This window comes from Bacillota bacterium, from assembly GCA_013178305.1.
Taxonomy (GTDB): domain Bacteria; phylum Bacillota; class Sulfobacillia; order JABLXB01; family JABLXB01; genus JABLXB01.
The window spans coordinates 72899-87323 of sequence record JABLXB010000003.1 but is presented as its reverse complement, the minus strand read 5'-3'; the positions used below and the strand labels follow the sequence as shown (position 1 = coordinate 87323).

Below are 14425 nucleotides of genomic sequence, written 5' to 3'. Positions count from 1 at the left end.
GGAGGCCTCAGATGGCGGCGTGCCCCGTCAGGGCGGCCCCGGCCCGGTTCTTCGGATCCTGGACTCGGATGGCGTGTACATTACAGCAATTCCAAACAGAACAGGAGGAGTGAAAAATGGCAACACCTGAGACAGTGATCAAGGTCAACGGAGGAAAGCGGCTGTTCGAGGCTGGCCCCGGGTTTGGGAGTGGGATTGCCGACTTTCCCTCCAAGGTCAACTCGCACACGATCACCGCAGGTATCCTGGCAACCATCTTCGGGTGTACCGGCCCCGCGCTTATCATCATGAACTCGGCGATGGCCGGAAAGCTAACCCAGGAGCAGACAATTTCGTGGCTATTCTCGGTATATTTCTTCGGCGGATTGCTGGGCATCGTTCAGTCCCTGTACTACAAGCAACCGATTAACGGCGCGTGGTCGATCCCCGGCGCAGTCATGTTAGGTACTTCGCTCACCATGTTCAATATAAACCAGGCGGCCGGCGCATACCTTATTGCCGGCGTCATCGTGCTGGTCCTGGGCCTGACGGGCTGGATCAGCAAGGTCATGCGCTGGATCCCCCTCCCCATCGTCATGGGCATGATCGCGGGCGCCATGATCCGCTTCGGCACGGGAATGATCACCGCGGTTCAGCAGCTGCCGCTCGTCTGCGGCATCGCCCTGGCCGGGTACCTGCTCATCCAGAGGGTATCGAAGAGGATTCCACCGATACTGGTCACGCTGGTAGTAGGCGTTGCTGCTGCAGCGATGTTCGGAGCGTTCAAGCTCTCAGACGTGAAGGTCACATGGATAGCGCCGCAGTTCATCCCGATGGAGTTCGGCACCGACGCTTTCTTATCAATCGCGGTGCCCCTCGCCATCCTCGTGATGGGGGCGGAGAACGCACAGGCGATCGGCGTCCTGATGGCGCAGGGATACAACCCGCCCATCAACACCATGACCATTCTATCCGGGGTGGGCGGGATCGTGACGGCGTTCTTCGGTGGTCACAACGCCAACATCGCCGGCCCAATGACGGCCATATGCTCATCTGAGGAGGCGGGTCCCGACAAGAGCGGGCGCTACGCGGCCAGCGTGATTAACGGCCTCACGTTCGGCGCGTTCGGCCTGTTCGCCAGCGCCGCGGTCCCGTTCGTCAAGGCCATCCCCGGCGCACTCATCAGTCTCCTCGCCGGCCTGGCCATGATCGGCGTACTGTTGAACGCTCTCGAGAACGCATTCGCCACGAGAAAGTTCCGCGTCGGGGCGTTCTTCTCGCTGGTCATCGCGATGTCCGGTATCGTGCTGTTCAAGATAAGCTCGCCGTTCTGGGCTCTGGTCGGCGGCGTCGTCGTTTCCCTGATCATGGAGGCGAAGGACTTCCAGAAGTGAGCGTGGACGTAAGAGAGGACCTGTTCAGGGACATATCGTCGCGGCGGGTGCGCTTCCGCGTGACGGCCCAGCAGCCCGGTATACTGGCAGGCATGGAGCGACTCCTCGCCAGGGCAACCGAGATCGGCCTGGAGGTACACGGCGCGGCCTGCGAGGGCCAGGCCCTGGAGCCGGGTAGTGTCGTGCTGGACGCGGGTGGGTCCCCATTGCAGATCGCGACGGCCGAGGAGTCGCTCGTCGGCGTAATCGCCAAGCCGTCCGGGATCGCCACCGCCGCCAGGCGCGCGGTTGAGACCGCAGCGGGGGCCAAGGTGGTATCCGGCGCGTGGAAGAAGATGCCTCCTGAACTCAAAGAGGTCGTACGCCACGCCGTACGGGTAGGTGGCGCCACCCCGAGGATTACGGACGAGCCGTTCGTTTACCTGGACAAGAACTTCGTCAGGATGCTCGGCGGGGTCGGCGCGGCGGTCCGCGCCGCCCGCCGGCTCCCCGGCAGGCTCGTGGCCGTGCAGATCCGCGGCGAGACAGGTAGGATCGGTGACGAGGCCGTCGAAGGCGCTACCTGTGGGGCCGCCGTGCTGATGGTCGACACAGGCAACGAGGTCGATCTCACTGCGGCAAATGCGGCACTCGAACGCACGGGGCTACGAAGCCGCGTCAGGCTGGCCTTCGGCGGGGGCGTGACGCTCGACCGAATCCCTACGCTCGTGTCGATCGGCGCCGATATCCTGGACATTGGGACCGGGATCGTGGACGCTCCCATCCTGGACTTCAGACTGGACGTGATCGGTTGAACACCGACCTTAACCTCCTCGAAAAGACCGAGATCTGGATCACGAACGCCTCGCTGCTGGGGGCCGACCTTGGGGACGTGGCAGCGGCAGCGGCGCGGGTTCTTGGATTCGACAGGACCGAAGTGCTGGTGGTGGATGTCAGGGACGACCACCTCGTGCTGGACGTCCTCCGCCGGACGATTAGAGCCGAAGACATCGTGGCGAAGGAGCGCGCGCTGCTCGACGCCCTCGAGTCTATCGAAGGCGTCATGCTCTCCGCCGAGAGCTCAGTCCACGCCGAAGGCGTGCTCGGCCTCATATCGCTCGACCCGGCGCAGGCCCGCGAGTTGCTCGACCGGGCGGGTCGGATGGTCTCGGAGATCCGGGACAGGGTGAAGCGCCGCGCGCTCGTGTTCGCCTCGGGTTTCGAGGTGAAGGGCGGGATGATCCGCGACACCAACACCCCGTACATCCTGGAGACACTGCAGCACCACGGCTTTTCCGCGTCGGCGGGCGGGGTACTGGATGACGACGAGCGGTCGATCGCCCTGCGTATCAGGGAGGCCGCGGAATCGGGATACGGATTGATAATCACCACCGGCGGGGCCGGGGCCGAGGACAAGGACCGGACAATCGAGGGGATTACCCTGCTCGACCGGCAGGCCGCGACGCCCTGGGTGGTCAAATACAGGGTGGGCACGGGCCGGCACGTCAAGGACGGCGTTCGGGTTGCGGTAGGAGAATACGGCTCAACCATCATAGTGGCCTTCCCCGGACCCACGGACGAGGTACGCGAGTGCCTCGGCGAGCTTCTAGCATGCCTCGGCGATGGCGAGCTGGACCAACCGGGCCGGAAAGCGCGCGTTGCGGAGCGAATCGCCACGCGGCTGGCCGCGGCCATCAAGCGAAGGGCAGGACATCTTCACCCGCATGAACGCGGGAATAACCACGGGGGTGGTTAAATGGGCGGAACCGGAGGAGTGTTGACCGCCGACCAGGTCAGGAACCTCTCGCGCGAGCTCATGGAGGCCGAGAAATCGAAAAGGCCGGTGGATCAGATAACGTCCCGCTTCGAGGGAATAACGGTCGCTGACGCGTACCGGATACAGATGGCCACCATCGGGACGAAAGTCGCTGAGGGACACAAGATTATCGGAAAGAAGATAGGTCTGACGAGCAAGGCCATGCAGGACCTGCTCGGCGTCGCCGAGCCCGACTACGGCCACCTCCTTGACGACATGCTCGTCCATGAGGGCGAAGCAGTAGACTGCGCTTCCCTGTGCCAGCCCAAGGCGGAGGGCGAAGTGGCGTTCGTCCTCAAGAAGGACCTTGAGGGGCCCGGCCTGACGGTGGTGGACGTCCTGCGTGCCACCGAAGGCGTAATGGCGGCCATCGAGATCGTAGACAGCCGCGTCAGGGACTGGAAGATCAAGATACAGGATACGGTGGCCGACAACGCTTCGAGCGCGATGTTCGTGCTGGGGAGCAGGCTCGTGAACCCCTGTGACATTGACCTGCGCCTCGTGGGCATGGTCCTCGAAAAGAACGGTCAGGTGTTGTCGACGGCGGCCGGCGCTGCAGTGCTTGGGCATCCAGCTGTCGCTGTCGCGTGGCTGGCGAACAAGCTGTCGGAGTACGGGCTCGGGCTGTCGGCCGGCGAGGTCGTGCTCTCGGGGGCTTTCACCGCGGCGCCGCCGGTAGCAGCCGGCGACGTTTTCAGGGTGACTTTCGACCGTCTGGGCTCGGTTGGTTGCAGGTTCGCATAAGCAAGACTCACAGGAGTTGACGTGCCTTGAAGAAAGTGGGAGTGGCCATCCTTGGTCCCGGTAACATCGGGACCGACCTGATGTACAAGGTGATGCGCAGCCGGAGTCTCGACCTCAGGCTCATGTCGGGGGTCGACCCGAAGTCGGAGGGGCTGGCGCTCGCCGCCAGCCTTGGAATCGAGACGTCGGTGGAAGGTATTGAACCGGTCCTCGCCGACCCATCGGTGCAGATCGTCTTCGACTCCACGGGAGCCAAGATCCACAGGATGCACGCGCCTCTCCTCGAGGAGGCCGGGAAGTTCGCCATCGATTTGACTCCGGCCGCGGTGGGTCCGTACGTGGTACCTGCGGTCAACATGGACCAGCACCTGAACTCGCCGAACATCAACCTGATTACCTGCGGCGGGCAGGCTACGGTCCCGATTGTGGCGGCGATAAGCAGGGTGTGCCGGGTCAAGTACGCTGAAATCGTGGCGACCATCTCGTCTCGTAGCGCGGGACCAGGCACGCGCCAGAACATTGACGAATTCACGCAGACCACCGCGAAGGGCCTGGTCACGGTGGGCGGGGCCGAGAAGGGCAAGGCGATCATCATACTGAACCCCGCCGAGCCGCCCATCATCATGCGGAATACGATATACGCCCTTATGGAGGGCGGAAACGCCGATGAGATAGGCGACTCGGTGCATGCCATGGTCCGGGTGGTCCAGGGCTACGTGCCGGGATTCAGGCTCAAGCTCCCACCCACTGTGGAGGGCGACAGGGTCATCACGATGATCGAGGTCGAGGGCGCGGGGGACTACCTGCCGAAGTATTCCGGAAACCTCGACATCATCACGGCTGCGGCTGTCGGCGTCGCGGAACGCCTGGCCTCGAACATACAGAAGGGGTGGGCTTCAGCATGACCAGTATAGTCATAACCGATACGACCCTGCGGGACGGGATGCACGCGGTCAGCCACCAGTTCACCCCGGAGCAGATGGCGTCCGTTGCGCGCGGGCTGGACGAAGCGGGGGTACCCATAATTGAGGCGAGCCATGGCGACGGCCTGGGCGGTTCGTCGCTGCAGTACGGGTTCGCGGCCGCGTCAGACGAGGAGTACCTCAAGGCGGTTTCGGCGGTCCTGAAGCGTTCGCAACTCGCGGTCCTGCTCCTGCCGGGAATCGGCACCAAGGTCGACCTCGAGATGGCCGCGGATCACGGGGCGAAGGTCGCGAGGGTCGCGACCCACGTCACGGAGGCCGACATCTCGGAACAGCACATCGGCCTCGCAAAGAAGCTCGGTATGACGGCCGTGGGGTTCCTCATGATGGCGCACATGGTCCCGCCCGAAAAGGTCCTGGAGCAGGCGAGGCTCATGGAGTCGTACGGCGTCGACGTGGTCTATTGCACCGATTCGGCGGGCGCCCTGCTGCCGGACGGAGTCAAGGCGCGGGTAGGGCTGCTCGAGGAGAACCTGAAAACGGCCATAGGCTTCCATGCCCACAACAACCTGAGTCTCGCTATCGGCAACAGCCTTGCCGCCATTGAGGCGGGCGCCACCCACATCGACGTCACGCTACGCGGACTCGGCGGCGGCGCGGGAAACGCGTCCGCCGAGGCGATGGTGGCCGTCCTGAGCAAGATGGGCCTCGAGACCGGGATAGACCTGTACCGGCTGATGGACGTGGCCGAGGATGTCCTACAGCCGATGATGCACCGCCCGCAGCAGATCTCGAACACCGGGCTAATGCTCGGATACGCCGGCGTTTACTCGAGTTTCCTTCTCCATACCTACAGGGCGGCGGAGAAGTACAACGTCGACCCGCGCGACATTCTCATCGAGCTCGGGCGCAGGAAGATAGTCGGCGGTCAGGAAGATATTATTATCGACGTGGCCCACGAGCTCGCTTCGAGGCGGGCCGGCTGACCGAGAGGATGCTACAATTGACTAACCCCACTAACTCGAACGACCTTTCCCTGGCGCGTTCACTGCTGGACAGTGGCTATTCGGTTGTACTGGTACGGGACGGGATTGAGCTCGCCGCCAGGGCCGGCAACGGGGTCAAGCCACTTCTGGAGGCGGTTGACGCCGCAAAGGGCGACGTGGATGGCGCGGCGCTGGCCGACAGGGTGGTCGGGGTCGCCGTGGCCAAGATGTGCGTGTTGTTCGGAGTCCGGGCCGTCCACGGAAGCCTCATGAGCGAACCGGCGAAGCAAATCCTCGAGGACGGAGGGATAATCGCTTCTTTCGACCGCCTCGTCCCGAGGATCCTGAACAGGACGAAGACGGGACCCTGTCCCATCGAAGCGATGGCGCTGGGTCCCGTTTCACCCGAAGAGCTGTTCAAGGACCTGCGGGTCAGGTTTCAGACCTCTACCCCTCCAGGCACATCCTGAAATACACCTCGGCGGCCGTGGCGAGCTCGTCGAGCGAAACCCATTCGTCGGCCCTGTGCAGGTTGGCGCCTGACGGACCCCACGAGATGGTAGGGATACCGGCGTCAGCGGAGTAGTTGCCGTCCAGGACCCCCTCCCCGTACCCCAACAGGAGTTCCTTTCCGGTCACCTTCCTGTACAGCCGCGAGAACCGCTGTACCTGAGGATGCGACGGGTCCTGCGCGGCGGGTGGGTAGTACGGCCTGTCGAACGAAACCTCGGCGCGCGCCCGCTCCATTGCGGAGGCCGCCTGCTCGACCAGCCTGGCGACCGTTTCCTTACTCTCACCCGGCACGAGCTGTTTGCTGATGGTGATTTCGCACCTGTCGGGGACGGTGAGCGAATAACGCTCGTACCCGCCGCGGACTTTCAGCGTCACGAATGAGTGACTGCCGAGACGCTCGTGCCGCGGTGGTTCGACGCGGCCCAGCGCAACCAGGAGGCGCGCTGCCTCCTCAATCGCGTTGATGCCCTCCCACGGCCTCGATCCACCGTGCGCCGACTTCCCGTGTACCACGATATTCACCAACGCCTTGCCGGGCCAGCCGATGGTCGCCTCCTTGAAATGGGGCTCCGACAGGAGCGCGAGCCGTGCTTTCGGCTTCGTCTCCAGGAAAGCGAGCATCCCGTCGGAAAGCGCCTCTTCGTCGGGGACGAACGCCACCAGGATGTTTGCGCCGTCGAGCCTGCCGGCGGCGCGGAGCCCCTCCAGCGCCGCGATCATCGCGGCTATGCCGCCCTTCTGGTCGCAGGCGCCGAGACCGTACATCCTGTCCCCTGCGATGACCGGCTTGAACGGGTCGGTGCTCCAACCCTGGCTCACGGGTATCGTGTCCATGTGACCGGTGAGCAGGATGTCGGCCTCGTCCCGAGTGGCGGGGGTGCGTGCTATAACGTTGAACCTGCTGCCGACTGGTTGCAGCGTGACGCTCAGCCCTAACGACTCGAGCAGGCCGCCTATGTGCCTGGCGATGGCAGCTTCGTCCCCGCTCGGGCTGGGGATTGCGACCAGCTGCTTCAAATAGTCGAGTGCTCGTCCAGCAAGAAACGCCCTGTCCGGTTGTTGCATGTTAGTCTGTTGCATTTTCAACTGCTCTCCTATCTATGGAAAAGTCTCCCACAGGAGTTATCCCAGAGGTTCCTGATTCATCGACGGAACCGGCTCACAGCCTGAACTCCCGTCTCCACAGGCGTTATGTCCCGCCAGGGTCCGCCGGGTCCCCCGGCGTCTGCCGAAATCCGGCCGAGTTCGGTGGCTACCTGCCATCTCTGCCCACCTTCGCCCCAAATCTCACCACAGCTGCTCCGCTCTACCGGACTCTACCCAGTCTCGCCGGGCGCGTACGCCACAAGCACGAGTCATGGCCCAACGCGTGCGCTCCACGCATGAGTCCGGTCGGGACTCGTGCGGTACGGCAACAGATGGCGATAATGAGCAATATTCCGTCGCCATGGCGACGTGGCACGGGGTCCCAGTCGATCGGCTCAGGCGCGGCGACACGGCGGCGCGGCAGCGAGTCGAAGTCGACCGGATCCCAGTCGACCGGCAGGCCGCGAGCCTGCCTTCATAACCCACCATCCAGGATTCTACCTCTTGCAGGGGTTCTCCTTGCCCCGTGCCACGGCGGAGGATGCCGGACGGCATGCGTCGAACCGCCGATCGCACCCGCCGGTGGAACAGACGGCCGCTTTGCCGCGTCCTGAGACAGCAGATAGACCGGGAGGTCGTGTCATGGGACCGAGAAAGTCGCGAGAACCAAACCGCGCGGTCACGATTGTGCGGATGGCGGCCCAAATCTGTCTGGCCGTCGCCCTGTTTGTTGCGGCCGCAGCGGCGCCGGTGCGTATGCTGCCTGCCCGTAAGGCGCGGGCCGACGACACGAGTCTCGGCCGGTTCGGCGAGACCGTCCGCCCCATCCGGGACGGCCAGGTCGAGATGGTCGAAGAAGACGTGAGAGTCAGGGTCACTCCAAAGGACTCCACGGTTACATGCCGTTTCGTGTTCAGAAACACCGGGCCGGCCACGGAGATCCTGATGGGCTTCCCCGAGGAGGCGACCGAGCCGGGCCGTGAAATGGGGGACGACGTCGGCATACATGAATTCAAGACCTGGGTCGCCGGGCTCGAAGTGCCTGTCCGGCGCGAAAAAGGCGGCCCCACCACTCCATCCTCCGAGAGTGCAAAGCAGTACCCGTTCTGGTGGACCTGGCCGCTTTCGCTCAAGGCAGGCGAGACGGTGGAAGTGCGAAATTCGTACCGCGTCAGGAACACGTTCGTCTCCAACGGCGAAGTCCGCACCGGATACATCCTCACAACCGGCAGGGCGTGGAAGGGCCCGATAGGGCGAGCGAAGGTCACGTTCGAATTCGCCGGGCCGAGGCCGTACGAGGTAGTTCACGCTTTCCCCGGTCTTTACCGGTTCGAGGGCGACAACCTGGTATGGGAATGGACCGGCTTCGAGCCGGCGGCCGACATCGAGGTGGTGTTCTCGGCCATGTACGGCCTGCTCTCGTACTCAAGAGTGATGACCGGCGAACCGGCGCCCGGGCCGGCGACACCCGAGCAGAACCGCAGGTCGGATCTGTTTTCGAAGATCGTAAGCGCGGGATCGCAGTGGGATAGCGCGCAAGCGCTGAAATACGTCCGCGAGTTCGGCTCACTGCGGGGGCTTTCCTCCGAGGCCGCGCAGGCGGCCGCGCTCCTGGAGGCAAGGTACAGGTTCCTGACGGGGGACCGCGAGTACGGCAGGTCCATGTGGCAGAAGCGCGTTGAGAGCGGCAACGCAGGGGCTGAGGACTACTACTTCCTCGGCAGCCTGTACGAGAAGAGCGGTGACAAGGCGAGCCTTGCGTCACTATACAAAAGGCTGTCCGAGGTCATGCCGCCTATTTCCGCTCCGTTATACGGTGACGAAAGAGCGCCGCTTTGGGCAGTTCGCCGGTGGCTCGCCTCGAAAGTGGATACGCCGGCCCCCGGCGAATTCAGTTCCGGCAAGAGCGCTCCTACCATCGAGAAAGTGACGATAGAGCACGAGAACCCCTCGGCGCCGGTCGCGTTCGTCCTGCGCCCACTGGTGAAAGACAGCGACGGAGACCTCGGCTCCGTCAATCTCAGGGTGTGGACGGTCGAGGGGGGCGCCGAGAAGGTCGCAGTGGACATATCGGAGCCATCGCGGTTCGTCGGCGGGCGTGAGGCCTCCCCCGGCGTCATATTCAGCCTGCCGTGGCCGTTCGCGACGGCCTATTACAGGGTGGTGGCCACCGACTCGGCCGGCCACACCGCCGACACCGGCGCAGTTGAGTGGACGATCGACAGCGTCAAGGAATGGCAGTACCTGGACGTTCCCTCGACAGGCGGCCTCGTGCGCCTCCGTTACCACGGCGACCAGGGGCGCGCCCTCGCCGCCGCGGTGAGCGCGCGGCTGGCTCCCACGATCGAGAACCTGGACTCGAAGCTCGGAATAAGGCCGTGCAACCCCGTCATCGTGAGCTTCTACGAGCGCGCCCTGGATGAGCCGGAGAAAGCGATCGGCGAGGCGTTCCCGGATTTTCCGTGGTACGTGCTGGAGGCGGGGCGGGCCCCGGCGCCGGAACGGGTTGCGGATGACGTGCTTTCGAGGATCCTCGCCCACAACGCGGGCCACGCCTGGTACGCGAAGCCGGACCCGGAGCTAAACTGGCTTCTGGTTGGGCTGTCGGAGTTCCTTGCGGGTGGAGCAGGCGCCCCGTCGTCCGCCCCGCGGGCGAAGGAAACGTGGATGGTTGCGTCGCTGTATGCCGGGGGCAAGGAGAGGTTCGCGGAGTTCATCCGGAAGACGGGTGATGACCCGCACGGCCCCGATAAAGCCCTGCGGGACGTCTACTCCATGTCTTTCGAAGACCTGGAGAAAAGATGGCAGAGCGAACTCAAGGGGATCGAGATGATCAGGGTAAGGCGCATTATGGCGGCGATTATGGTGTTCGCGTGCGCCGCCGCGCTCGTCACGGCTCTGGTGAGGAGGTGCCGCGGCGCCGGCGCCCAGCAGGCACAGGCGCCCGGCCATTCAGGATGAGCGTCCGGCACCGGCGGCCGGGCCGGCGGTCTCCCCCCACCTCGGGGCGAGGTCGTTCCGGATGCCCAGGAGGTCCAGCACGCGTCCGACGGTCTGATTGACGATGTCGTCCAGACTCGCGGGCCTGCCGTAGAACGACGGGCATGGCGGCGCCACGATCGCGCCGGCCCTCGCCACAGCCAGCATGTTCTCTATGTGAATCACCGAGAGTGGGCTTTCCCGGGGGACCAGCACCAGCCTGCGCCGCTCCTTCAAGGCTACGTCGCCGGCGCGGATGATGAGGTTGTCCGCGTAGCCGTGCGCGATGCCGGCCAGCGTTTTCATGCTGCACGGACAAACGACCACCGCGTCGACGGGGTACGACCCGCTGGACACGGGCGCACCCATGTCTCGGTATCCCCAAACCCGAGATGCCCGGGCGGCCACGGACTCGAGCGACACGCCGCACTCGGCGGCGATCGTCTTCTCGGCCCACTCCGACACGATCAGATGGGTATCGCAGCCGGCAGTCCGGAGCTCTTCGAGCATCCGTAAGCCGTATACCGCCCCTGACGCGCCCGTCATACACAGGACGATCCTCATACCAGGAGAGTCTCCTCCCATCACCGGTTCAGGCTCGCATGCCCGCCAGTGCCCTGGACATGTCCGATGCGGCCTGGCGAAGCCTGGGCACCGCCCTGTTCATGAACGACGCGTCGAGGCGCGAGGCCGGACCGACAATCGTTATGCTGGCCACCGGCCTGCCACGCGCGCCGAACACCGGCACGGCCATCGCGTTGACCCCGGACTCGAACTCTTCGAGGCAGAGCGCGTACCCGCGCTCCTGGACCTGCTTTATCTCGCGCCTGTATTCGTCGGGGTTCACCTTCGTCCTGGGGGTGAATGCCACCAGCGGGCGCTTGCTGAGCAGGTCGTCAAGCATCGCGGCCGGCGCGTACGCCAGCATCGCCTTGACGGACGCCGAACAGTGGAAGGGTAGCACCCTCCCTATCTCCACGAAATACCTGAGTGGGTTGACGCCGTCCACTTTCGCGACACAAATGGACTCCGCCCCGTCCATTACCGCCAGGAACACAGTCTCCTGGAGGTCCCTCCGGATGTCCTCCAGCACCGGCTGCGCAGCGGCGATCAGGTTGTTCCCCTCGAGAAGCGTGGACGCCAGCCTGAGGATACCCATGCCGAGCCTGTACTTCCTCGACGATGGGTCCTGTGCGGCCAGCCTGTGGTCGACCAGCGAGTTGAGCGCGCGGTGGACGGTGCTCCTCGGAAGCCCGACTCTGTCGCTGACCTCGGTGACGCCGGCTCCTTCAGGGGACTGGGCGATGGCCTCAAGGATGGCGACGAGCCTGTCAGTCGCCTGCACACCGACCACCCCTTCACTGCGGAACGGGCCGCCGTTCCGCCGAATGGAAATCAATTCGGCATAGCGGCGGCCGAGTCCTGCAACGGCGGGAGGAATCGGCGCCGCACAAATCAAACTTAATTACACGCCCACTTCAAATCTTACGAGGTGCTGATGATGGTCTCCCACCTTTTCCTGGCACTGGTCCAGGAGATGTCGGTCATCGCGGTACTGGCGTTCATAACCGGGAGGACCGGCCCGTTCAAGAACGCCATCGAACGGCGTTTGACGAACCGCGACAGGCTGGTGCTGATCGTCTTCTTCGGGCTCCTCTCGATCGCGGGGACTTACACCGGTGTACGCGTGCAGGTGTCCGGCACACGCGAGGGCTGGGCCGTGGCTAACACCAGGGCCATCGGCGCCATCTCCGCCGGCCTGCTCGGGGGCCCGGCAGTCGGCCTCCTGGCGGGGCTCATCGGTGGAGTGCACAGGTACTCGATAGGCGGGTTCACCGGGCTCGCGTGCGGCCTTTCTACTACATTCGAGGGGTTGCTCGGCGGGCTCGCGTACCTCAGGTTACGGGGGACTGACATAGGAGGCAAGGCGGGTTTCGCGATCGGGGTCGCGGGGGAGCTGGCCCAGATGGCCATCATCCTTGCCGTCGCGAGGCCGTTCCAGGAGGCCCTGGCGCTGGTCAGGGTGATCATCCTTCCGATGACCATCGTCAACGCCACCGGCGCCGGCATGTTCCTGGCGATATTGCAGTCGACCCGGGCGGAGCACGAGCAGATCGAAGCCCTGCAGGCCAACAAGGCTCTCCGGATCGCGTCGAGGACCCTTCCCTACCTGCGCGTGGGGTTGTCATTCGAGTCGGCCAGGCATGTGGCCTCCATAATCAAGGAGGTCTCGGGCGTCGCCGCCGTCTCGATCACCGATAAGCAGAAGGTGCTGGCATTTGTGGGGTCAGGCTCCGACCACCACAAGTCCGGTGACTCCGTGCTGACAAGAGGCACGCGCGAGGCGATAGCCGCGGGCACGCTGCGGGTGCTGCAAAACCGCGAGATGATCGGCTGCCCCAATCCCCGGTGCTCGCTCAGTTCCGGAGTTGTTGTCCCGCTGGTCACCGGCACCGGCGTAATCGGAACCGTAAAGCTGTACGAGGATGGTAAGAAGCGGATCACCCCCGTTATCGTCGAACTGGCGCGGGGAGTCGGGCAACTCCTCGCCACCCAGGTCGAGATCTCACACCTGCAGGCCAAGGCAGAACTGGTGACCCAGGCGGAACTGAGGGCCCTGCAGGCGCAAATCAACCCGCACTTCCTGTTCAACGCGCTCAACACGGTGGTCTCATTCTGCAGGACGGACCCCGAAAAAGCCAGAGATCTGCTCGTGCAATTGTCCGACTTTTTCCGGCGGAACCTCAGGCAGTCGCACCAGCTCGTCACCCTTGGCGACGAGGTCGAACACGTCCGGTCCTACCTCGCGATTCAGAAGGCAAGGTACGGCGACAGGCTCAACGTGCTACTGGATGTCGACGAGGACTGCCGCAAGGCGCTGATCCCGCCGCTCATCCTCCAGCCGCTCGTGGAGAACAGCATCAAGCACGGGCTGGACGGCCGGAACTCGGGGGGGACGGTCGCTGTAACGGCTGCTCGCGTGGACGGACACGTCGTGGTATCCATCCGCGACGACGGCGTAGGCATGACGCCCGATCGCAGGGACAGCCTGCTGGTAGGCCCCCCCTGCCACAGCGACTCGGGTGCCGGGATCGGCCTCAGAAATGTGAACGACCGACTCAAGAGCATGTTCGGCGAATCCTGCGGGCTGAAGGTGGAATCGCAGCCGGGGCGCGGCACAACGATATCCTTGATGATCCCGGAAAGGGGGGTCCGCCTTGCCGGTTCTCAGGGCACTGGTGGCTGACGACGAACAACCCGCGAGGGATGAGTTGAAGTACCTGTTGAGCTCGCTCGGCACGGTCGAGGTGGTCGGTGAGGCGAGCAACGGCACCGAGGCCGTTGCGCTGGCGCGGCGCCTGGTGCCGGACGTGCTGTTCCTCGATGTGGCGATGCCGGGAATGAGCGGGCTCGACGTCGCTCGCGAGCTGCGTTGCCAGGGCGGTGCCTGTCCGCGCATCGTGTTCGCCACGGCTTACGACGAGTACGCAGTGCAGGCCTTTGAAGTGTGCGCGGTGGATTACCTGCTCAAGCCGTTCGACAGGGCAAGGCTCGCGGCAACCGTGGGGAATCTCAAGAAGGCGCTCTCCTCGAGCGATCTCGTGCAGGAGAGGCTGGGGGTCCTCCTCGACGAGATGCTGCCGCACCTATCGAGTGTCAAGATCCCCGTGGAACGAAACGGGTCTATCGCCCTGCTCGACGCCGGTGAACTCGTGTATGCCCAGTGCATGGGCGACAGGGTGAGGTTGAAGACATTCGACAAGGAGTGTTGCACGAAGCTCACGCTTTCCCAGCTCGAAAACCGCCTCAACCGGAGGTTCCTCCGCGTGCACCGCACCTTCCTCGTCAACCTCGACAAGGTTGCCGAGGTAATCCCGTGGTTCTCAGGCACATATACGCTGGCCATGAAGGATAAGGAGCACAGCAAGGTGCCGGTGGCGCGAACCCACGTGCGGCATATGAAAGAGGCCCTGGGTCTCTGAGGTGTTCCACACCTCCCGAGGTCCGAGGGCCCCGTTGTGAAGC

Annotated in this window: 13 protein-coding genes; 10 read left to right on the top strand and 3 right to left on the bottom strand. The window is 64.3% G+C overall.

Translation table 11 applies throughout. From position 1 onward, the window contains the following. Positions 1–116 precede the first annotated feature (116 nt). Genes benE through HPY55_08105 form a run of 7 tightly spaced genes read left to right on the top strand, consistent with a single transcriptional unit; the run spans position 117 to position 6291 of the window. A complete protein-coding gene (gene benE / locus HPY55_08135) occupies positions 117–1373 on the top strand; it encodes a benzoate/H(+) symporter BenE family transporter (protein ID NPV70596.1) in 1257 nt (418 codons plus the stop codon). Between the two features lie 2 nt (positions 1374–1375). Continuing rightward, positions 1376–2167: a nicotinate-nucleotide pyrophosphorylase gene (locus HPY55_08130; protein ID NPV70595.1), complete on the top strand. Its 792-nt coding sequence runs from the start codon at positions 1376–1378 to the stop codon at positions 2165–2167. Beyond that, the gene (locus tag HPY55_08125) at positions 2164–3108 is read left to right on the top strand and encodes a competence/damage-inducible protein A (GenBank protein ID NPV70594.1); all 945 of its coding nucleotides are present in this window, start codon (positions 2164–2166) and stop codon (positions 3106–3108) included. The genes HPY55_08130 and HPY55_08125 overlap by 4 nt, the downstream gene beginning before the upstream one ends. Further along, complete coding sequence (locus HPY55_08120; GenBank protein ID NPV70593.1) at positions 3109–3912, top strand: 2-keto-4-pentenoate hydratase; 804 nt, start codon at positions 3109–3111, stop codon at positions 3910–3912. 26 nt (positions 3913–3938) lie between these two features. Further along, a complete protein-coding gene (locus HPY55_08115) occupies positions 3939–4817 on the top strand; it encodes an acetaldehyde dehydrogenase (acetylating) (GenBank protein ID NPV70592.1) in 879 nt (292 codons plus the stop codon). Further along, complete coding sequence (dmpG, locus tag HPY55_08110) at positions 4814–5821, top strand: 4-hydroxy-2-oxovalerate aldolase (GenBank protein ID NPV70591.1); 1008 nt, start codon at positions 4814–4816, stop codon at positions 5819–5821. Before HPY55_08115 ends, dmpG begins: the two co-directional genes overlap by 4 nt. 17 nt (positions 5822–5838) lie before the next feature. Continuing rightward, positions 5839–6291, top strand: coding sequence for a DUF1893 domain-containing protein (locus HPY55_08105; protein NPV70590.1), 453 nt, complete (start codon positions 5839–5841; stop codon positions 6289–6291). Here the strand turns inward: HPY55_08105 and HPY55_08100 are convergent. Further along, entirely contained in the window at positions 6269–7414 is a 1146-nt protein-coding gene (locus HPY55_08100) for a M20 family metallopeptidase (protein NPV70589.1), read from the bottom strand. The two genes, HPY55_08105 and HPY55_08100, sit on opposite strands and share 23 nt — an antisense overlap. A gap of 648 nt (positions 7415–8062) precedes the next feature. Here HPY55_08100 and HPY55_08095 point away from each other — a divergent pair. After that, complete coding sequence (locus tag HPY55_08095; GenBank protein NPV70588.1) at positions 8063–10381, top strand: hypothetical protein; 2319 nt, start codon at positions 8063–8065, stop codon at positions 10379–10381. Here HPY55_08095 and HPY55_08090 read toward each other — a convergent pair. Next, on the bottom strand, positions 10373–10963 hold the full coding sequence (locus HPY55_08090; protein ID NPV70587.1) for a UbiX family flavin prenyltransferase: 591 nt from the start codon (positions 10961–10963) through the stop codon (positions 10373–10375). The two genes, HPY55_08095 and HPY55_08090, sit on opposite strands and share 9 nt — an antisense overlap. Positions 10964–10991: 28 nt before the next feature. Next, a complete protein-coding gene (locus tag HPY55_08085) occupies positions 10992–11744 on the bottom strand; it encodes an IclR family transcriptional regulator (protein NPV70586.1) in 753 nt (250 codons plus the stop codon). 156 nt (positions 11745–11900) lie between these two features. On the opposite strand from HPY55_08085, the gene HPY55_08080 reads away from it, so the two are divergent. Both HPY55_08080 and HPY55_08075 read left to right on the top strand, forming a co-directional pair. Further along, complete coding sequence (locus HPY55_08080; GenBank protein ID NPV70585.1) at positions 11901–13646, top strand: sensor histidine kinase; 1746 nt, start codon at positions 11901–11903, stop codon at positions 13644–13646. Beyond that, positions 13618–14382 (top strand): response regulator, encoded by a 765-nt coding sequence (locus HPY55_08075; protein ID NPV70584.1) that lies wholly within the window; start codon positions 13618–13620, stop codon positions 14380–14382. The genes HPY55_08080 and HPY55_08075 overlap by 29 nt, the downstream gene beginning before the upstream one ends. Positions 14383–14425: the final 43 nt, after the last annotated feature.

Coding starts and splice junctions, on each gene's coding strand:
- HPY55_08120 (NPV70593.1), top strand. CDS start 3,109: ATGGGCGGAACCGGAGGAGTGTTGACCGCCGACCAGGTCAGGAACCTC.
- benE (NPV70596.1), top strand. CDS start 117: ATGGCAACACCTGAGACAGTGATCAAGGTCAACGGAGGAAAGCGGCTG.
- HPY55_08100 (NPV70589.1), bottom strand. CDS start 7,414: ATGCAACAGACTAACATGCAACAACCGGACAGGGCGTTTCTTGCTGGA.
- HPY55_08090 (NPV70587.1), bottom strand. CDS start 10,963: ATGAGGATCGTCCTGTGTATGACGGGCGCGTCAGGGGCGGTATACGGC.
- HPY55_08095 (NPV70588.1), top strand. CDS start 8,063: ATGGGACCGAGAAAGTCGCGAGAACCAAACCGCGCGGTCACGATTGTG.
- dmpG (NPV70591.1), top strand. CDS start 4,814: ATGACCAGTATAGTCATAACCGATACGACCCTGCGGGACGGGATGCAC.
- HPY55_08080 (NPV70585.1), top strand. CDS start 11,901: ATGGTCTCCCACCTTTTCCTGGCACTGGTCCAGGAGATGTCGGTCATC.